10 protein-coding genes and 2 tRNA genes are annotated in these 21326 nt (G+C 69.0%); 8 read left to right on the plus strand and 4 right to left on the minus strand.

The genetic code is table 11. The features are described from left to right. The first annotated feature begins 21 nt into the window (after positions 1-21). The 8 genes from AC07OH_RS08630 to AC07OH_RS08665 all read left to right on the plus strand — a co-directional run bounded on the left by AC07OH_RS08630 (position 22) and on the right by AC07OH_RS08665 (position 6424). The gene (locus tag AC07OH_RS08630) at positions 22-1128 is read left to right on the plus strand and encodes an FAD-dependent oxidoreductase (RefSeq protein WP_495300301.1); all 1107 of its coding nucleotides are present in this window, start codon (positions 22-24) and stop codon (positions 1126-1128) included. Between the two features lie 14 nt (positions 1129-1142). After that, a complete protein-coding gene (gene thiS, locus AC07OH_RS08635; RefSeq protein WP_062472460.1) occupies positions 1143-1340 on the plus strand; it encodes a sulfur carrier protein ThiS in 198 nt (65 codons plus the stop codon). Positions 1341-1378: 38 nt separating this feature from the next. Beyond that, a complete protein-coding gene (locus AC07OH_RS08640; protein WP_495300302.1) occupies positions 1379-2188 on the plus strand; it encodes a thiazole synthase in 810 nt (269 codons plus the stop codon). Continuing rightward, a complete protein-coding gene (thiE, locus tag AC07OH_RS08645) occupies positions 2185-3141 on the plus strand; it encodes a thiamine phosphate synthase (protein ID WP_495300303.1) in 957 nt (318 codons plus the stop codon). Before AC07OH_RS08640 ends, thiE begins: the two co-directional genes overlap by 4 nt. Then, on the plus strand, positions 3138-5273 hold the full coding sequence (locus tag AC07OH_RS08650) for a TonB-dependent siderophore receptor (protein WP_495300304.1): 2136 nt from the start codon (positions 3138-3140) through the stop codon (positions 5271-5273). The genes thiE and AC07OH_RS08650 overlap by 4 nt, the downstream gene beginning before the upstream one ends. Positions 5274-5377: 104 nt before the next feature. Next, positions 5378-5453: transfer RNA gene (locus AC07OH_RS08655), tRNA-Asn, on the plus strand. A 205-nt stretch (positions 5454-5658) separates the two neighbouring features. Beyond that, positions 5659-5734, plus strand: a tRNA-Asn gene (locus AC07OH_RS08660). Positions 5735-5971: 237 nt separating this feature from the next. Continuing rightward, complete coding sequence (locus AC07OH_RS08665) at positions 5972-6424, plus strand: hypothetical protein (RefSeq protein ID WP_369646863.1); 453 nt, start codon at positions 5972-5974, stop codon at positions 6422-6424. Between the two features lie 39 nt (positions 6425-6463). On the opposite strand, the gene AC07OH_RS08670 is transcribed toward AC07OH_RS08665, so the two are convergent. From AC07OH_RS08670 to AC07OH_RS08685, 4 genes are all read right to left on the minus strand, one after another. Beyond that, positions 6464-9688: a prealbumin-like fold domain-containing protein gene (locus AC07OH_RS08670; RefSeq protein WP_495300305.1), complete on the minus strand. Its 3225-nt coding sequence runs from the start codon at positions 9686-9688 to the stop codon at positions 6464-6466. Positions 9689-10343: 655 nt separating this feature from the next. Next, on the minus strand, positions 10344-16985 hold the full coding sequence (locus AC07OH_RS08675) for a hypothetical protein (RefSeq protein ID WP_495300306.1): 6642 nt from the start codon (positions 16983-16985) through the stop codon (positions 10344-10346). Positions 16986-17200: 215 nt separating this feature from the next. Next, entirely contained in the window at positions 17201-20098 is a 2898-nt protein-coding gene (locus tag AC07OH_RS08680) for a beta strand repeat-containing protein (protein WP_495300307.1), read from the minus strand. Positions 20099-20260: 162 nt separating this feature from the next. Then, on the minus strand, positions 20261-20857 hold the full coding sequence (locus AC07OH_RS08685) for a hypothetical protein (protein ID WP_495300308.1): 597 nt from the start codon (positions 20855-20857) through the stop codon (positions 20261-20263). Positions 20858-21326 lie beyond the last annotated feature (469 nt).

Genomic DNA, 21326 nt, shown 5'->3' on the forward strand with positions numbered 1-21326 from the left:
GCGAGCCGACGGAGGCGCCGCATGAGCGCACCGCATCCCCTGCCTTTCGGCTCGGCGGCGATCCTCGGCGCGGGCCTGATGGGCCGCCTGCTCGCGGTCGAGCTGGCGCGCGCCGGCTGCCGCGTCGACCTGTACGAAGCCGGCAGCCCCGAAGCCGAAGGCGCGGCCGCGCGCGTGGCCGCGGCCATGCTCGCGCCGCTGGCCGAATCGGCCGTGGCGCCGGTGTCGGTCGTGCGCATGGGCCAGCACGCGCTGTCGCGTTGGCCCGAGCTGCTGGCGCCGCTGGCTCAGCCCGTGTTCTTCCAGCGTGAAGGCACGCTGGTGCTGTGGCACCGGCAGGACGCCGCCGAGGCTACGCGGCTCGCGGGCGTGCTGGCGCGCACCGGTGCGCAGGTGCCCGAGCTGGCGCCGATGCAGGCACTCGACACGCCCGCCGCCATCGCCGCACTGGAGCCCTCGCTGGGCACCCGCTTCGCCCGCGGCCTGTACCTGCCTGGCGAAGGCCAGCTCGACAACCGCGCGTTGCTGGCGTCGCTGCGTGCCACGCTCGAAGCCGATGCGCACGTGACGCTGCACTGGCAGTCGCCGCGTGCGCCCTCCGACTTTTCGCCCGGCACGGCGGGCCAGCCCGACTGGGTGATCGACTGCCGCGGCCTCGGCGCCAAGCCGCAATGGAGCGCGCTGCGCGGCGTGCGCGGCGAGGTGATCCGCGTGCATGCGCCCGAGGTCACGCTGCAGCGGCCCACGCGGCTCGTGCATCCGCGCTACCCGCTGTACATCGCGCCCAAGCCCGACCACCTGTTCGTGATCGGCGCGACCGAGATCGAGTCGGACGACCTGTCGCCCGCCAGCGTGCGCTCCACGCTCGAGCTGCTGAGCGCGGCCTACGCGGTGCACAGCGGTTTTGCCGAGGCGCGCATCGTCGAGATCGCGACGCAATGCCGGCCCACGCTGCCCGACAACCTTCCCGCCATTCGCCAGCCGCAGCCGCGCGTGCTGCAGATCAACGGCCTGTACCGCCACGGTTTCATGATCGCGCCGGCCCTGCTCGACGCCGCGATGGAACTGCTGGCGCATGGCCGTTCCACGCTCGCGCGCGGCTTCGGCATGGACGTGCCCGACGCATGACAACGACGACCCCGATGAACATCCTGATCAACGACAAGCCATGCACGCTGCCCGAGGGCGCGCTGCTCGCCGACGCGCTGGCCGTGCTGCAGGCCGTGCCGCCTTTCGCAGTGGCGGTGAACCGCGAGTTCGTGCCGCGCTCGGCCTATGCCACGCACCCGCTGCACGCCGACGACCGCGTCGAGGTGATCCGCCCGGTGACCGGCGGCTGACCGAACGCACCAGAGACAAGACGATGGAGACGACAACCATGACCAATCCCGATCCCCTGGTCCTCTACGGCCAGACCTTCCAAAGCCGCCTGCTGCTGGGCACCGCGCGCTACCCCTCGCCCGACGTGCTCGAAGCCGCCGTACAGCGCGCGAAGCCCGTGATGCTGACCGCCTCGCTGCGTCGCCAGACCGCCAGCCAGGGCTCCGGCAACAGCGACCTCGGCAACGGCTTCTGGGAGCTGCTGCGCAAGCTGGCCGTGCCGGTGCTGCCCAACACCGCCGGCTGCCACAGCGTGCAGGAAGTGATCGCCACCGCGCAAATGGCGCGCGAGCTGTTCGACACGCCGTGGATCAAGCTCGAGCTCATCGGCGACGACTACACGCTGCAGCCCGACACGCTGAACCTCGTCGATGCGGCGTCGCAGCTGATCCGCGACGGCTTCCACGTGCTGCCCTACTGCACCGAAGACCTGGTGCTGTGCCAGCGCCTCGTCGATGTCGGCTGCCAGGCCGTGATGCCCTGGGCCGCGCCCATCGGCACCGGGCGCGGACCGGTCAACCCGTATGCGCTGCGCCTGCTGCGCGAGCGGCTGCAGGTGCCGATGCTGGTCGACGCGGGCCTGGGTCTGCCCTCGCATGCGTGCCAGGTGATGGAGTGGGGCTACGACGGCGTGCTGCTCAACACCGCGGTTGCGCTCGCACAGGAGCCGGTCGCCATGGCCGGCGCGTTCGCCGATGCGGTGCAGGCAGGCCGCGCGGCCTACCGCGCCGGCGCGATGGCCGCGCAGGACGCCGCGCAGCCCAGCACGCCCGTGCTCGGCACGCCCTTCTGGCACCACACACCATGAACGCCATCGACACATCCAACGCCCGCGCCGTGGCACAAGCCATCGTTGCGGCCCACGGCCTGCGCTTCGGCGCCGCCACGGCCACGGCCGTGAGCGCGCCGCGCTTTACGTCGGACGACGCCATCTACCGCGGCGCGAAGCAGGCGTGCACCGCGCTCGGCTTCATCGAGATCGACGCCGAATGCCTCGCCCATGCGTGGCGTGCGCAGACCGAACGGCTCAGCCAGTTCGACGCGTCGGCATGGCCCGATGCGCCGGTCGATTTCGGCATGGGCCCGTTTCCGCCCACCGCGCGCGCCGACGCCTTTCCGCCCTGCCCCGAGCGGCTCGGCCTCTACGCCGTGCTGCCCGATGCAGCGTGGGTCGGCCGCATGGCGCGCGCCGGTGTGCCGACGGTGCAGTTGCGCTTCAAGTCGGACGACGCCGAGGCCGTCGCGCGCGAAGTGCAGGCCGCCGTCGAGGCCGTGCGCGGCACGGGTGCGCTGCTCTTCATCAACGACCACTGGCAGGTCGCCATCGCAGCCGGCGCCTACGGCATCCACCTCGGACAGGAAGACCTCGACGCGCTGTCGCCCGACGAACTTCGACAACTGCGCGTCTCGGGCCTGCGGCTGGGCGTGAGCACCCATGGCTACGCCGAGATGGTGCGCGCCGACGCCGTGAGCCCGAGCTACATCGCGATGGGCGCCATCTACCCGACCACGCTCAAGAAGATGGCGACCGCGCCGCAGGGCGTGGCACGGCTCGCGGCCTATGCGCGGCTGCTGCGCGGCTACCCGCAGGTGGGCATCGGCGGCGTCGATGCCGTGCGACTGCCCGAGGTGCTCGCCACCGGCGTCGGCTCGGTTGCCGTGGTGCGCGCACTGGTAGCCGCCGACGACCCCGAGGCCACGGCCACGCAATGGATGACGGCGATGCACGCCGCCCCCGGTTCCCCTGAACGCACAGAATGAACGCTCGACTTTTCTCGCACTCCCCGCTCTCGCGCGCGCTTGCCGCCGCCCTTCTCACTTTCGGTGCCTGCGGCGCGCATGCGCAATCGCAGGCCTTGCCCGAGGTCACCGTGAACGACGGCGCCGCCGCGCCACAGGCCGAGATCAGCGGCTTCGGCGACGTGCCGCTGCGTGAGCTGCCGCTGTCGGCCACGGTGATCGACAGCCAGCAGTTGCGCAGCAGCGGCGCGCGCCGCCTCGCCGACCTGACGCAGTTCGACGCCTCGGTCACCGACGCCTACAACTCGGCCGGCTACTGGGACTACCTCACGGTGCGCGGCTTCGTGCTCGACAACCGCTTCAACTACCGTCGCGAAGGCCTGCCGATCAGCGCCGAGACGGCGATCCCGCTGGACAACAAGGAGCGCATCGAGATCCTGCGCGGCACCAGCGGCATCCAGGCCGGCACCAGCGCGCCGGGCGGGCTCGTCAACTACGTCGTCAAGCGCCCGACCGAGCAGGACCTGCGCACGGTGCGCATCGAGACCACGAGCCGCGGCAGTGTGCTCGGCGCGATCGACCTCGGCGGCCGCTTCGGCGAGAACCGCCAGTTCGGCTACCGGCTCAACGTGGCCAGCGAAAACCTCAAGCCGCTGACCCACAACCTCGACGGCAACCGCAACCTGTTCTCGCTCGCGGCCGACTGGCGCATCACGCGCGACTCGGTGCTGGAGTTCGAGGTCGAGCAGAGCCGCAAGACGCAGCCGAGCCAGAACGGCTACAGCCTCTTGGGCAACGTGCTGCCGGCGCCGGTCGATCCGCGCATCAACCTCAACAACCAGCCGTGGTCGCAGCCCTCGGTGTTCAAGGCGCTGACCGGCACGGTGCGTTTCAGCCAGGCACTGAACGCCGACTGGCGCTGGAGCGCGCAGATCGGCCAGCAGCGCCTGAAGACCGACGACCGCCTGGCCTACGCCTTCGGCTGCGGCGCCGAAGGCAACTACGACCGCTACTGCTCCGACGGCACCTTCGACGTCTACGACTTCCGCAGCGAGAACGAACGACGCACGCAAACTGCCGGCAGCCTGAACCTCAAGGGCAACGTGATGACCGGCAGCGTGCGGCACGAGCTGGGCTTCGGTCTCCTGCAAAGCCGCGTGCGCAACCGCTTCCAGAACCAGGCCTACAACTACGTCGGCACCGGCAACATCTGGGCGACCGCGATGACGCCGGCCGACCCGCGCCTGACCGACGCCAACACCAACCGCAACGAGCGCTCGACCGAGCTGTCGGTGCAGGACGCGATCCGCTGGAACGACCGCTTCACGACCTGGGTCGGCGCGCGCCACACGCGGCTGTCGCGCGACAGCATCCGCACCGACGGCTCGCGCCCCACCGGCTACAGCGACAGCATCACCACACCGTGGATCGCGGCCAGCTACGCGATCCAGCCCGGGTTGCTCGCCTATGCAAGCTGGGGCAAGGGCGTCGAATCGCAGGTCGTGCCGAACAAGAGCTCGCAGTACGCGAATGCCGGCGAGGCACTGCCCGCGCTGCAGTCGCGCCAGTGGGAACTCGGCCTGAAAGGCGGCGACGCGGCGTTCAACTGGCAGGTCGCGTGGTTCGACATCTCGCGCCCGATGACCAACCTCGACCTGTGCGGCGCATCCTGCACGGTGCGCAACGACGGCCGCGCGGTGCACCGCGGCCTCGAGGCCGGCGCGCAGTGGACCGGCGGCCCTTGGCGCGTGGGCGGCAGCCTCGCGCTGATCGACGCCAAGCGGCGCGGCAGCACGGCCGCGCCCGAGCTCAACGGACAGGCGCCCACCAACGTGCCCAAGGAGGTGCTGCGCGCGCAGGCTGCGTACCGCTTCGCGTCGGTGCCGGGCCTCGAACTCGCGGGACAGCTGTCGTACGAAGGCCGCCGCAACGTGTTGCCCGACGGCTCGATCCGCCTGCCGTCGTGGACGCGCCTGGATGCAGTGCTGCGCTACGACACCAAGCTGGCCGGCATGGCCACGAGCTGGACGCTGGCCGTCGACAACCTGTTCGACCGCCGCTACTGGAAGGAATCGCCCTACCAGTTCAGCCACGTCTACCTGTTCCCGGGCGCGCCGCGCACGCTGCGGCTGGGCGTGAGCATTGCGATGTGAACGTGATGCTTCGTCGTCACCACGGCCCCGTCGCCACGATTTCGTTGCGCCGGCGCCTCGGTGTTTTGGAAGCCCAAAAAACCACGCTATAATCTAAGGCTTGTTCCTCGATAGCTCAGTTGGTAGAGCGCCGGACTGTTAATCCGTAGGTCCCTGGTTCGAGCCCAGGTCGAGGAGCCAGAACAAAGCCGCAAGGCCTCTGGAAGGCCCGCTACTCACAAGGTAGCGGGCCTTTTCATTTGTGGAGCCCCCATGCGAACGAAGCACGCGGGGGCGAAGACGTGGAAGGTGCGAAAAAAATCAATCGCCCTGCGCGCTTCACCCATCAAAAATGATCGCCTTCGTCTCAGAACGGCGAATTCATTGAATATAATTGAAGGCTTGTTCCTCGATAGCTCAGTTGGTAGAGCGCCGGACTGTTAATCCGTAGGTCCCTGGTTCGAGCCCAGGTCGAGGAGCCACCATTTGCTGAAGGCCCGTTACTCACAAGGTAACGGGCCTTTTCGCTTTCTGCGCCACACATCGGCCTTCTGCTGCGCGGCACGCGGGTCTGTCCGACACGGACGCCCCGCCCTGCGTGCAAAACTCCCTCTTTGTTAACAACTTCTGCGGCCCTGCCCAGGGCAACCCCGTGCACGCACCGCGCAGGTCAGGCGTTGTTCGGGCTCAGTGACTCATAACAACCAAAGGGCATCACGATGAAACTCACAAGAATTCTTCTGGCCGCCGCCGTGGCCGCCGCCGTGGCCGCCGCCACCTTGCCCGCCGTGGCGCAGGTGTCCGTCAACATCAACGTGCCGGGCCTGATCCAGGTCGCGCCGCCTGCACCACGCTATGAACCCGCGCCACGGCCGCGCAGCGGCCAGGTCTGGGTGCCCGGCCATTGGCAGTGGAACGACCGCGCCTACGCATGGCGCCCCGGCTACTACGTGGCGGCCCGCCCCGACTACGCCTACGCCCCGGGCGGCTGGGTGCGCGCCGACGGCGGCTGGCGATGGCGCGAAGGCGACTGGCGCCGCGCCGAGCGTCGTGAAGAACGCCGCGAAGACCGCCACCACCGTCGCCATGACCACGACCGCTACGACCATGACGACGATCACCGCGGCGGCGGCCACTGCCCGCCCGGCCAGGCGAAGAAGGGACGCTGCTGATAGCAGCAGCAGCTTGCGCGCCTGCTGACGCGCAAGCCCTCAGTTCACCGTCACCGTGAACCGCACGTTGCCCGTGCCGCCGGGCGCGAGTTGCCCGGTGAACTTCCAGTCCAGCGGCCCCGTTCCGCCCGGCGCCTGCGCGGCTGCACACGCCACGGCCGGCGCAGGCAATGCATTGGCCGGCGTGCGCTTCGTGCATGCGGTCAGCGTCGCCGGGGTCGCGCCGTTCTGCGAGGCGATGAAGCTGGTGTAGACCGGCGTGACGTCGCTCACCGTCAGGCCGCTGATCGGCGTCGCGCCGTTGTTCGTGTAGGTGATGCGGTATTCGAGCGTCTCGCCCGACTTGGCTTCGTTGTTGAGTCCGAAGTCGCCGTTCTTCGTCAGGTTGCGCACTTCTTTCTTGAGCTCCAGCGCCGTGCTCGACACGGTCGTGGTGTCGAGCACGAGGTAGCTTGCGCTCAACGCGGGTGATGCGTTCGTGAACACGAAGCTCGCCTGCACCGAGCGCTTGTCGTTGTAGCCCGCGACCGCGCTGGCCGGAATGAACTCCTGCACCACCACGCACAGGTTCTGCCCTGTCGTCACGGGCCTGGGCACCGCCGGCGGATAGAGCACCGCGGCACCGGCCTGCAAGGCACCGGTGCAGCCCGGGTCTTCGAAGATCTTGGCGCTCCAGCCGTCGATCGGCGGCGTGGCCACCGCGCCGGCCACGCCGAAGCTCACCGTTCCGCCGGTCTGCGCCACGAAGGTGTGCGCGTGGCTCACGCTGCTGCCGGGCGAGCCGGTGCGGGCGCTGTCGGCGCCGAAGCGGCTCAGAGCCACGTCGCCGAAGTTCAACTCGCCGACCCGGGCGTCGTTCCATGCAAAGGCGATGTGATCCGGCGCACCCGCGGCGTTGCGCGTGTAGGTGTAGGTGCGCCCGCCCACGGCCGCGCCCGTGCCGGAAGGCAGCGGCGTGCCGCCAACGGACGCCCCGGTGGACAGATGCCCCGCCGGCGTCACCTCTTCGACGCACAGCGAATCGCCGTAGGACGGCCACGAAGGATCCGACGGCAGCTCCAGGCGGTAGTGGCCCGAGCCGTCGGTCACGGCCGTGGACCACACGCCCGCTGCGCAGTCGGTGAGCCGCATCTGCACGCCCACGAGACCGGCTTCGCCGCCGTTGGCCACGCCGTCGTTCGGCACGCCCGCACCGCTGCCGTTGTCGCTGAAGACGCGGCCGGTGATGGCGTAGGCGTCGCTGTTGACGAAGGTGCATTCGAGGTCCGCGCCCGCCACCATCCACTCGGCGGGAATCGTCAGCACGTTGCCGGTCAGCACCACCGGCGGCGCCGACGCCGGCGCTGCGGCCGGCCTCGCGCGGGGCGCCCCGCGGATAGGCGACGGCGCGATGACGTCCTTCAGGTCGTAGCAGCTGGCGCTCACCGGGTTCACCGGCCAGCCGGCGGGCGACGTCTCGGTGATGGTGACCGGGACACCGATCTTGCCGGTGATCGTCTGCGAGCCGATCTCCTGCCCCGGCACGTTGACCGTGATGGTGTCGCTGCTCACGCTCAGGCCCGACAGCGCGAAGCGAAAGCGGTGGGTGCCCGAACCGACGTACGCCACCTTGACGATGCGAAGTTTCGGGTCACCCAGCCGGACCCCGATGGACGGCGTCGTGGCATCGCAGGGTTCGTTCGCCAACGGGGTGCACAGCGCATCGCCGCCGCCACTCAGGTTCACCGTGTTCGTGCCGGACTGTGCGCCCACGGCCGTCTTGTCGACCACCACGGGGATGCGGATGTCGAAGATGCCCGGCGCCACGCCGGCGGCCACGCTGCAACTGGAAATCAGCGAGCCGGCCGCGGGGCAGCCGCTCAGGACGCCGGTGGTGGTCCTGCCGATCAGCACGGGAGGCCCGGCCAGCGTGATGCCGGTGGGCAGCATGTCTTCCACGACAAGCGGCGCCGTGGTCGTCTGATGCTCCACCTTCACGGCGACCGTGTAGAACTGCCCCGCCGCGCCGACGATCAACGGATTCGCACTCGCGGTCTTCGTCGAGGTGATGGCCAGCGGAAAGGCCACGGGCGTATTCGTCGTGCTCCGGCACACGCCCGTTCCGGCGCAATACGGATCCCCACCCTTGGAGGCCAGCGCGAGATTGGCGATGTACGACACCGGGGCCCCAACGGTCACGGCAGACGGCAGCGGCGTCACTGGAATGACGAACGAATGGGAGGTCATCAAACCGGGGGGCACCGTGCAGGTCACGTTCTGCTGGACGGCCGTGCAGCCTGCGGGCAGCGTGCCGATGCGAAGGGACGATGAAATGGCGTCGGTGATCTCGGCTGGCGCCGTGGTCGGGCTGCCGTTGCTGCTGAGCTTCAAGGTGTAGCTGGCCGGCACGCCCACGAAGAATTTGGCGACGCTGGCCGTCTTCTCGAGCTTCAGTTGCATCGGCACGACCGATGTGAGCGGCGTGGTCGAGTCGCAGGCCTCGTTGACCGCCGATGTGCATGCCCGGTCCCCCCCGCCGCTCAGGTTCGCCATGTTGGTTCCCCTGTTCTCGCCCACGGCCGGTATGCCGACGCTGACGGGAATCCTGATTTCGAAGGTGCCCGGTGCAACACCGGCCGCCACGTTGCAGAAGACGCCGCTGCCGATCGTCGGGCACCCGACCAACGTGCCGGTGGTCGTCCCCGGAATCAGCGTCGGTGCGCCACGCAAGTTCATGCCCGCAGGCAAAACGTCCGTCAGCCCAATGGGCGCCGTGGTCGTCTCGTTGGCCACGGTGATGAACAGGGAGTAGAACAGGTTGGGTGCGCCCACCACCAGCGGGTTGGCGCTGGCCGTCTTGGTCGAGGTGATGGTGAGTGGAAGCGCCACCGGCGTGGTCACCGTGCTCGTGCATGAGCCCGTTCCGTTGCACGCGGCGTCTCCGCCGCCTGATGCCTTGGCGGTGTTGGTCACGCCGGGCACGGCAGAAGGCAAGGGCGTCACCGGAATGACGAAGGACGTGGAAGCGCTGAGGCCTGCGGGCACCTTGCAGCTCAACAGCTGGCCGGCCCTGGTGCAACCGGCGGGGAGCGAGCCGATGGTCAGCGAAGACGGAATTTCGTCGGTGATGATCGTTTCAGCTGTCGTCGCCAGTCCGCCGGCGGCGGTCAGGGTCAGCACATAGCTTGCAGGCTGCCCCGCCACCCAACGCGCTGCGCTGGCCTCCTTCTTGAGGGTCAGCCCTGGCGACGGCGCCGCAAAGCACATGCGGAAGTAGGTCCCCATCGCGTTCAAGCCCTGTCCCGTCTTCATTACGGAATGGTGAGTGAATTCAAGCGACGAGACGGAAGGGCCAGCAGTGCTAAATCTTGCAGTGAGGGCGCTGGAGGTGCCGGCAGTGACGGCGCCTCGCAGGTTCCCTTCGGGAGTGATGACAAAGCTAGCTGACGAACCTGATACGAAATCGGCCGCCGTGAACGCACGGTGTGTGCCGTTGACTGCAGTTGAAAACCACTCGCAAGTCTCGGGCACTCGGGAGTCATCGCAATCGGATTCCACGACCTGGAACGTTAGGTGCTCCATCGGCGGGTCGAAGTTGTAGGTGTATTTGTTAATCGGAGGGGGCCGCGTGATCTGATTGGCCGTCTGCCCGAGCAGGAGCCAAGGCGTCAGGACCCCCGGTTCACCGCCCGTGCCCGGACCTTCCATAGCACCAACAGACGGTTCGGCAACAGAGGTGATTCGCTGCTTTCCGATATTCATGGCGCCACCTGGAACGTAACCCACGCAGACCTCCGCGCCGAGCGCCCATTGCCCTGCGAACATCAATGCGCCAATCGACACCATCACCCCTGCGCGCGCCACCCGGCGGAGCGCACCGAAGGGCCGGGTCCCGGATGCCTTGCAGCGGTGTCGCAGGGCAGCAAGGCGCTCGCTCGAATCAGTTCTTTTCATTGTCATTTGCGGTTGTTGCTGTAGCCGGTGTCGCTGTGGCGTTGACAGCAGCGCTCGCCCCTCCGGACGTTTCGCCCAGCCCATCGGCACCTGTTGTCTTGCGCGCCACAGGCTGCGTCGCAGCGACACCCAGCGTGGTCTCGTCAAACTTGAACCGCAGCCGGATGTACGCGCCCTTGCTCGTGTAGTCGTTGGCCGCCAGGTCGCGGTCTTTCAGGCCCACGAAGTTGTAGCCCGCCGACACCCACAGGTCTTTCATGAGCTGGTAGCCCAGCTCGACGCCGAAGGTCTTCTGCAGGCCGCCGCCCTTGCCGCGCAGCAGGCCGGCCTGCACCCCGAGGTCCCACTCGTCATTGAGGTCTTGCGTGTAGCGCGCCTGCAGCAGGTGCGCCCAGTAGGTGCTGCGCAGCAGGCCGTCGTCGGCGCGCGACCACTTGGCGGCGTAGCGCCCGTTGATGACGGTGCCGGGGCGCGGGTTGTAGTTGAGGTGTGCCGAGACGATGTCGGCGCTCGTGCGGCCGGGCATGGCGGCGCTGTTGCCCGCGCCGAAGACGCTCGCGCCGTCGAGCGCGCCGGTCGCGCTGCCCGTGCCGGTGACGCGCTCCGAGCGGCGCTCGTAGCGCATGAGGGCGTTCCAGCTGTCGGTGTCCACCGGGCGGTAGGCCAGGCCGAGCTGGTGGCGCGCCAGGTGGTGCGCGTTGCCGGCGTTGGCGCCCTGCCCTTCGCTGGCGCTCATCACGCTGCGCGCCAGCAGGCTCCATGACGCATCGATCTTGAAGCCGAAGCCCGCACTGAACAGGCGCGTGTCGGCGTCGTCGCCGTGGCGGCCTTCGAGGATGCCGCTGGCCTTGATGCGCGCGTCGGTGTATTCCACGCCGCCGGTGATGGCGGTGGAATCGCCCGCCAGGCCGCTGGCGTGGCCGGTGCCGTTGTTGCCGCTGTTGCGCAGCCCGCCGATCTGGCGCGTGTGCTCGACGCCGCCGGTCAGGCGCCAGTGGTCGTCGACCCGGAAGGTGTTGCGCACGCCCGTGGCGGCCTGCGCGGCGCGCCCGTCGAGGCTGTCGGCCAGGCGGTACTCGCTGTACACGCGCCCACCCTCCATGTAGGCGCTCTCGATGCCCAGGATGCCCACGTTGTTCGACTGCCCCGCGTTCAGCTCGTACGGCCCGTAGAGGCTGGAGACAAGTTCGTAGCGGCCGTACAGGCGCGTCTTCTCGGTGACGGCGTAGTTGCCACCCACGGCGAGCACGTGGCGGTCGGACTTGCGGATGTCCTGCTCGCCTTCGACGAACACGTGGGCTTGCGGCACGCCCGGCACCTGCGCCGACAGGCGGGCACGCACGGTGGTCAGGTCTGCGTCGTTGGCGTTGGCCTGGGTGCCGGCGTTGGCTGCCGCGCCGAGCGCGGTGACGTTGTTGGCGGCCACGCCGCTGCCCAGGTTGCCGCTGTAGGTGGAGACCTGGCCGTAGTCGAAGCCCGAGCCGCTGCCCAGGCCGGTGCCGTTGTGGCCGTGGCGCAGGCCGAACTCGCCCACCAGTTGCTCGCCGAACTTTCTCTGCACGCTGGCGGTGATGCCGCGGCGGGTGCCTTCGCGCAGGGCGTCCTGGCCGTAGAGCAATTCGCCGCGCAGCGCGGTGGCGGCATCGAGCCGGTACTCGGCGCGCGCCGAGGCTTCGGTGCGCCCGGCGGAGAAGCTCGCGCCGGGGTTGTCGAAGCCGGTGCTGGTCTTGCTCGCGAGCGCGGCCACGGCGAGGTCTTCGCCCTGGTGGCGCAGTTCGACGCGGGCGCCGCTGCCCTTGCCGTTGCGGTCGGAGTCGGTCTGCACCCATTCGCCGGCGACGGTGGTGTGCTCACCCAGGCGCGCCATGGCGGTGACGGCACCGAGCTTGCGGCGGTTCTCGGGGTTCTCGTCGATGGCCGCGACCACGCCGACCTGCAGGTTCTTGGCCACCTTGAGCTGCACGTCGGCGCCGGCCACGGTGAACTTGGGGCCGCCCGCGTCGACCTCGTAGGTCACGCGGATCGATTGCGGGTTGAGGTTCGCATCGACCGACGCGATGGCGCGCGTGAACAGCAGGCGGCGCGTGAGCGGCTCGACGGTGTAGTCGACGAAGCGCGTCACGCTCGAGCGCTGCAGCACGAGGTCGGGCTGGTTGCGGTCGCGCACGACGATCTCGACCTGCTCGCTGTTCTCGACGAACTCGCCGCCCCGGGCGCCCAGGTAGTACGGGCCCGAGGTGCCGACCGCGCGGAACTCCTCGACCTGCTGGGTCTGCGCGGTGCGCGAGGCGTACGTGGTGGTGCGCACCTCGCCGTCGTCGTAGACATGCTTGAGGCCGGTGAGCGAGCGGCTGACCTGGCTCAGGCTGCGCACCTCGGTGCTGCTGGCGGTGCTGAAGTCGCCGTACAGCAGGTAGGAGTGGTTCTTGTCGATGCGCACGTAGAGCTTCTGCGTGCTCTGGGCGTCGAAGCCCTTCGCGGACGAGTCGCCGTACACGGGGTAGAACTCGTCGGGTCGGATGTCGCGGAACAGGCGGTCCTTGCGCGTCTTGTCGGAATCGTAGGCGGCGGTGAGCAGGTACTCGCCCTTGACGGCGCCCTTGAAGAAGAAGGCGGTGCGCGCAGCGGCACGGCGCTGGTCGTTGCCCTCGTCGGCCAGGCCGGACAGCTCGGCCTCGAAGGCCGCGCCCGCGGGCATCGCCCCCAGCGGCACCTGGCCGCGCTTGGTGAAGTCGAGCACGCCTTCGACGATGCCCACGCCGATCATGGGGCGCAGCTCGGGCAACAGCGCCAGGCGCGCCTCGGCCGTGAAGCTAGCGGCCGTCACGCGCAACCGCGCATCGCCGGGTTCGCCGGGCGGCAGCAGGCGGAAGTCGGCCACGCCACCGTCCATGAAGACCTGGGTGCCAGGTTCGGCGGGGTTCAGGTCTTCGTCGAGCCAGCGACCGCGGTCGGTCTCGAGCGTGAGCTGCGTGCGCGCGGTCACGGGCACGCCGGCCGCGTCGGTCAGGCGCACCTTCACGACGACGGGCGTGCGCAGGTCGGCCTGCGCCGAGGCCGGCACGTCGATGTGGATGGCGCCGAGCTTGTCGGGCGCGGTGACGCTGATCTGCTGCGCGGCGCCGCGCACGTTGCCGAACGGATCGACGGCTTCGAGCACGAGGCGGTTGACGCCGGGCCGCAGCACGATGCCGATGTATTCCCAGGCGCCGATCCGGCGGCTGTCGGGGCGCCCGGCGTTGCGGTTGTCGAGCGCTTCGAGCCGCGCGCCGGCGGGCAGCGTGGTGGCGTCGAGCCTCAGCACGTGGGTCACGGGCTTGAGGCCGTACAGGCTCCACTTGCCTTCGACGTCGGTGATGACGTGCGTGCCGTCTTCCATGTACAGGCGCACGCCGGGCACGCCGATTTCGTCGACGCCCTGCTGGCGGCCGTCGCGCCGGCAGTCCATGTAGACCTTGCCGAAGAGGAAGGCGTCGTCGGAGAACACGCCGCCGGTCACGCGCACAGTCCATTGGGCGAGGTTCGACTGCATGGGGCCGGAGTTGGCACGCGCGCGGTTGATGGCGTCGCCGTTGGTGGGCGCGCCGACACCCACGCGCACGCGGTAGCGCACCGTGGCGGACTGGTCGATGCCGAGCGCGAGGCCGGGCTGGTTGAAGACCAGCCGGGGACCGGCCCCGCCCACGGGATCGGCCGTGGCCGCGCCATTGAGCCGCGCGCTGCCGGCCACGTAGGCGAAGCCGGGCGGCAACTGGTCGGAGAGGCTGAGGCCGGTGACGGGAAAGCCGGTCTTGTTGGTGACGACGAGCGCGTAGTCGAGGAAGTCGCCGAACTCGACCTGGCGCTTGCTGCCTTCCTTGCGCAGCACGAGGCCGAGCACGTTCCCCGGGTCGAGCGGGATGTGGTTGTGCACCACGTCGCAGGCCGCGCCCGAGGGCTCGAAACCGGCCTTGAGCGAGAAGTGGTGCGTGGTGGGCTCCGCGCCCTGCGGCGACGCAGCGTTCGGGACGATGGCGCCGCAGCGGTCGAGGGAACCGGGCGTTGCGGGGATGAGCCGCGAAGGCGCCGCGTAGGCACTGCCCGCGGGCGGCGCCACGCCCAGCGCATAGGTGCAGCTGCCGGTGACCGGCGGCGACAGGAAATAGAACTGGTAGCCGCCGTCGGCGCCGGTGGTCATGGACAGGCTGCCGTCGGCGTTGGCGCGGTAGACGCCGCTGTCGCCGCCGAACACTTCGGCCAGGGCCATCGGCCGGGCGGCGCCGTCGCTGCACGACTGGCGGGTGAAGGTGACGACGGCACCAGCCACTGGTTGCCGGGTGACGGCGTTGTAGACCACGCCCTGCGGGTCGGCCAGCATCGAGGACGCGCTGCTGGCGCTCGCGGTGACGAGCGCGGCCGACGACGCAGGGGCGGTGTTCTGCTCGAAGGCGGCCGCCCAGGCCTTGTTGGTGAACGGCACGCGGGCGCCGTTGCTCGAAGGCTTGCGGGTGACGCGCACGGTGAATTCGATGTCTTCGCTCTGGCCGGGTGCCAGCGCGCGGCTGCCGTCGGTGAGGCCGAGCGCGGCCTGCATCGGTAGCCGGAAGGGATCGGCGCTGGCGACAGCCTCGCGGTCGCAGGTGGCGCGGCCGGTGAAGCCGGATGCGATCTGCAGCACGCCGTGACGCACCTTGGGCGCGCCGACGAGCTCCCAGGCGGCGACGAGGCCTTCGGGCTTGTCCATGTCGAAGGTGCAATCGAGGTTGTCGATCACCCGCACGTTCGGGGCCGGGGCTGCGCCGGTGTTACCGACCTTGAAGCGGTAGTCGAGCTCGTAAACGCCCTCTCCCACGCGGCGCGGCTGCGAGACGCTCTTCACGAGCAAGAGCACGGGCTGCTGCAGCAGCACCGGCGTGGGCGAGGTGTCATTGCCGGGGTTGCCGTCGCCGTCGGCATCGGGGTTGCTGCCGTTGACGGAATCGTCGAAGACGGTGGGCGGGCCACCGACGGCGAGCGCGGCATGCGCGCGCACGGTGTTGAGCAGCGTGCCGGCACGGCCCGACACGTGAAAGCGCACATCGAAACGCACCGTGAACTGGCCGCCCACGGGCAGCACCGCACCGGGCGCGAGCAGGTCCTGCGCGGAGGCCGTGCCGTTGAAGGCGGCGTTGACCGCCGCCACCGTTCCCACCACGCCGTTGCCCGGACCGCCGACGATGGCCAGGGTTCCAGGCACCACGGCGTACTGGCGCGCGCCCGGCACCGTGGCGCCCGTGCGGGTGCCGAACTGCGCGGCGCCCTGCCCTTCGAGCACGTCGGTCAGTTGCACGCGGTGCAGCGCGGTCGTGCCGTAGTTGCGCACATGGACGTCGAAGGTGACGGTGGCCGTGCCGTCGGGTTGGCCGTCCGCGCCGCGGTGCATGCGCGGCGTGGAGGCCGCCTTGGCGACGCCGATGCGGCCCTGGCCTTGCGGCGGCGCCATGGCGATCACCACCGTGTTCGACGGCGACGCGGCGGGTGCGACGCCGTCGTTGTACTGGCTGTGCGCGGTGTTGCGGATGTCGTCGGTGTGATCGGCCTTGACCTGCACCGCGAACTGCATGGCGATGGAGGCGTTGCGCGCGAGCGCGGTGGGCACGCCGATGGCCACTTCGATCGCCGCGCCGTCTTCGGCGGTGCGGTAGCTGAAGTCGGCATCGCCGGGCATGCGGAACAGGCGCACCGCGCCGGCTGCCGTGCTCTGCAGGCTGCCAGCGAGGTAGCGGGTGCCCGTGGGCACGAGGTCGCGCAGCAGCAGCAGGCTGCGCGGACTGCCGTTGACCAGCACCTGCGTGCCGGTGGGCGCGGCCGCGCCGCCGGGCTGCGCGTCGCGCGCGCCGGTGTTGGTGCCCGAGATGCTGAAGTCGATGCGCGTGCTGCCGGGCACGACGGCCCCCGCATGGCTGGCCGACTTGACCAGCGCGAGCACAGCGACGCTGCCTACGTCGATCGTGTCGCGATTGGTCGCGCTCGCACCCTGCAGGGCGGTGGTCGCGCTCAGCACCACGCAGGCGCTGCCGCTGGCCGCGGCGGGAATGGCGCCCTGCACCAGCAGTTCGGCCGTCTGGCCCGGGTCCAGCGCGAGCGTGCTGGCGGCACCGGGCAGCAGCACCAGATCGGAGGCGTCGACGACGCCGTTGTGGTTGGCGTCGCGCGCCACGCGCAATGCCGACAGGTCGAGTCCGTTGGCCGGGCACCCCGCGCCGTCGTTGACGAGCCCCAGGGTGTAGCGCGAAGCCACGTTGCCGGTGTTGGTGAGCAGGTGGCTCAGCGTGACGACGGTCCCCGGCGGGCGGTTCACGCGCTGGTCCTGTGTGAGCGACAGCACCTCCACCGGCAGCACGCTGGCGGTCACGGCATTGGAGATGGCCGTCTCGCTGCGGTCGACGCCGGCAGGGACGTAGGTGCCCGTCGCGATGCTGCGGATCACGACGCCGCCGGGCGCGGGCGTCGCCTGCGCGACCGGTGCGAACAGCATGGCGAGTGCCACTGCGGTGGCAAGGGCAAGGGCAAGGCCGAGGCCGAAGGCCGCCATCGCGCTGCGCGCGAGCGCCACGCAGCCCCACCACCGAGGCATGCCGGCACGCGAAGAAGAAAGAAGAAATGGCACGCGGTGAACCTTCCCTCGCACCTCCCACTGCGGGAGACACGTCAAACAGTCGAAGAACTCTTTCCTCTGCCGCCTCGAAGGCCGGCAAGGCACGGCTTGCATGCAGCGATGTGCGCGAAAGCGGCAGGGGAAACAGGCGAGGCACCGGGCGAACCCGGGCCTCGCGGGAAACAGCCGACGGCCCTGGCGGGACCGTCGGCGGCGCCGATGTCAGATCAGGGGTTGATCTGCACGGCGAAGGTCAGCGTGACCTTTCCACCCGGGGCCACGGTGTTGGCCGCGCTGCCGCAGCTCACCGCGGTGGCGGTCGATGCGAAGACCGGCGTGGTACCGCCAATGCCCGGGGCTTCGCACTGCAATGCGGGCTGCTTCGCGCTCAGGACGGTGTACGCCGGCAGTGCGTCGTTGATGGCGATGTTGGTCACCGGCACGATGCCTTCGTTGGTGGCAACGACCTGGTAGACGATGCACTGGCCGGGCTTCAAGTTCAGCGACGTTGCCGCAAACGCGGTGTCCGCCACACCGTCGCAGGTCGCGTCGGCCGCCTGCGTCTTGAGGACGCGGATCTGGCCGGTGATCACGGCCGTGATGTCGGTGGCCGAGGGCGCACCGCAGTTGGGGGCCGGGTCGGTGAAGGTGGCCGTCACTGTCGTGGTGTTGCTGACACCCGCACTCACGCCGCCCGGCGCGAACACGCGCACCAGCAGCTTCTGCGCCGCACCGGCCGGCAGGCTTGCCAGCGGACCGTTCACCGGCGTGTCGCCAGCGTCGATCTGGCCGTCGCCGTTGACGTCGAGGTAGACCGTGGTGGTCCAGCCTTGCGCCTCATCGGCTGCAGGCACCTTGGCTGTCAGCGTGTACGCGCCGCAGCTCTGGGCTCCGATGTTGGCCAGCGTGTGGGCATACACCACGGTGCCGCCAGGCGCGACCTGCCCGTTGTTGTTCGGCGTGAGCGAGGCGCCCAGCTGAAGGGCCGTCGAGGTCACCGTCACGGCGTCGGTCTTGACGTCGGAAGCGATGCCGCCGGTCGAGGCCACCGCGGTGGATTGCACCTTGAAGTAGATCTTCACGGCACTGACGGCGGCTTGCGAAGACGGCGGCGTGACGCAGGCCGCGATCTCGCTTTGCCCACCGGCAATGACCGCGACGCTCGGGATGGCCGGCGATGCACAGGTGCCGCCCGCCGCCACGAACTTGACCGTCCAACCTGCCGGCAGCGTGCCGGGGAAACCGGTCGTCTGGCTGGCGGCCAGGCTGTAGGTCGCGTCGCTCAGGTCGTTGTTCTTCACGAACAGCGCGAAGACGGTGCCGGTGCCGGCGCTCGTGTCGTGGGTCTGGGTCGGCAACGGGCTGGGGCCCGCGCCGAGGTCGCCGTTGCCCACGCTGCCCGTGCCGGTGCCGGCCTTCGAGTTGGTCAGGTCGACCAGGGTCTCGATCACCCGGTTAAGCCGGTCTGCGGTCGCATCGATCTTCGTGTTGTCGCCCACGGAGCGGCCGAGCACGGTGGCCACGTACGCGCCGCCCACGGTGGCCGGCGGCAGTTGCACCTGCGTCACGATGTTGAGGCTCGTGCCGGCCGGGATCGGTCCGGTGTCGGGCACGCCGTCACCGTTCGTGTCCAGCAGCGGTGCGCCGGTGTCTGCAGCCAAGAACTGGAAGCTCGTGCCGGCCGGGAAGGTGTGGGCGGAGATCGACAGGTTCACCGCATCGGTCGCGCCGCCCGTGTTGAACACGGTTTGCGGGAACCGGACGCTGCTGCCTGCGACGGCCAGCAGCTTCGTGGTCAGGTCTTGCCCAGCCGGGTTCGGCGTGCCGGGTGTCGCGTCGAGTGCCGTTGCGACCGTGGACGGGTTGGAACCCACCACGACGCCGAAACGCGCCAGGACGGTGTAAGCCGACGGGTTGGAGGTCGAACCCACGGTGCCGATCAACGCTGCGGTCACGCCGGCCGGCGCGTTCGCGGGGTTGTAGCGGGCCACGTTGGTGGTGGTGGACGTACCGACCGCCGCGGTGCTGTTCACCAGCACCACGAAGCTCAGCGTTTGCGTCACGTTCGGGTTCAGCGAAGCCACCACGGCAGTCAGCGTGTTGCCGGTCGCCTGGAAGTCGATGCCCGACGGATCGCCGCCCGCACCGTCACCCAGCGCCGTACCCGACGCACCGCTCCACACGGCCGAACCGGTGACGTAGGTCAACCCTGCAGGCAACACGTCGGACAGCGCGAACTTGCCCGGTGCGCCGCCCGTGTTGTTGAACGTGAGGGTGTAGACCGAGTACTGGCAGTTCGCGTTCGACGCGAGACCGGCTGTCCAGCTCGTGGCCGTGCAGGCAGCGGAAGAGCGCGGCCCACTGGTCGGCGCGGTCGGCCAGACGCCGTTGCCCGGTGCCGCGACCGACGGAGCGCCGATGACCTTGGTGAGGTTGAACACCGCATCGGTGGCCAGCTTGACCTCGTCCTTGTCGGCCGCCGAGGTGTTCGGCGCGATGTACAGCGCCGGGGTGCCCGGGGTGGCGGTGATCGTTGCCGCATCGAAATTGCCGGTGCCGGTGGCCGAGCCCGGGATCGTGTAGGCCACGACGAAGCGGAACGCGCCGTTGTTGCCGGGCACGCTCTGCGCCGGGGTCACCGTGCAGACGTTCGCATCGGTCGCCGAGCACAGCGCCGTCGTGCTGTCGGGCAGCCCGTTGCCGTCGGCGTCGGCAAAGACCTCGACGCGCGAGAACTTGCCCACATCGGCCTTGACCGTGAGGGCGAAGGTATCGACGCCGTTGCCGGTGTTGGTCAGCACGTGAGGTGCATAGACCGTGGAGCCGGCGGCACCGGACTTGGTGTTGACGATGGTCGTCGTGACCTGGTTGACGCTGTCGAGCGTGAACGAGCCCACCTGGAGAACAGTGGTCTGCACCAGGTTGGAGGTGGCGACCTGGGCCGTCCCGGCAGCGTCCGAATAGCTGGCGGACGCCTGGTTGCCGATGACGGTGTTGGCGGGCGGCGCAGCGGCAAATGCAGCCGGGCTTCCGAAAAGGAAGCCCAGCGTCAACGCTGCGGCGCCTGCCCAGGGCGCGCACGGCTTGCAGCCGCTGGCGCGTTGGGTTGGCTGGGTGGGAATCACGTAGTTTTCTCCTCTGTTGTCAATGAACGGGAACACGAACGAACCTGGCCGGTACGTTTCGACGGGCGAACGCGTACCTGCCGACTGGCACTTGGAAGCAAGAGATCGATGGAAAAGGCGGGCGCCCTCGCCTCGCGCAGCGCGCGAGGGGCGGCGCGGCCTTTACTTGCCGCGCGGAGGCGGCGTGGCGGTCGTGGGAGGCGCTGCCGTTGGCGGCGCGACGGTTTCAACCTTGGCGCGTGCGCTCACGGCGAGGCTGCCGTTGGCGGGCAACTGGCCCAGGCTCCAGCGCAGCATGCGGTACTCGCTGTAGGGAACGGGTTCGGTCTTGCCGTTGGCCAGCTTGCGAACGAGTGGCTCGGGTTCGAAGACGGCGGTCTTGGTGGCGGCTTTCACGAGGCTGGCACCCGGCTTGGCGCTGCGCGGCAGGTATTCCAGGCCCTCAGGGATCGGCAGATTGGCCACCAGCCCCTTGACCGGCTTGCCCGTGTTGTTGGTATAGGTGGCCTTGTATTCGATGACGTCGCCCGGCTTGATGGTGGCCGCGTCCTGGAACTGTTCATTGCCATCCGGCCCCTTGACCACCTTCGACTGAGCGAGGACGACGGTCACGGCCTGGGCCGCGGCAGGCGTGTGCGGCGCCTCCAGCGAAGCGGCGGGTTGCGCCAATGCGACGGTCGCAGCGCCTGCGGCAAGCAGGGCCAGGGCTGCGCGGATCAGCGGGTGGGGCGCGCCTGCGCAGCCTCGCGACGACGACAAGAACAAGTCCCATGTGGATGCAATCATTCAACCCCCAATTAACATTATTTTGAAATTCACGTCGCAAAATTTGCAATCAACCACTCATTGCAAACAAATAGTCGTCACTGCTTGCAATTTAAGGAGATCAGCGGATCGAGTTTTGCGCACCGAATTCTTATATCTCAGAGATTTTATGGCAATCAAACAAAAGAACAGAGGCTGCACAAATGAGGAATATTGACCAAACAAAAATGTGCGACCCCTTCGTTCGACCCGAAGCTTCTCCATTGAAGCTTTCAAGATTTCGAGGGAGTCAGAACAATTTAAATCAACTGCAAACAACAGCAATCTCAGACTCATCCTTCATCCACGGAAGAATATTTTCAATAAACCTGAGCCCATTGCATAAATTTCCCGCCATTCATTTTGGCGCGACACGAGAAATTATTCACCGATGAATTTCACAAGCAATTTCTCCACTCAAGAG

The sequence above is a fragment of the Variovorax sp. GW821-FHT10C12 genome (assembly GCF_059415405.1).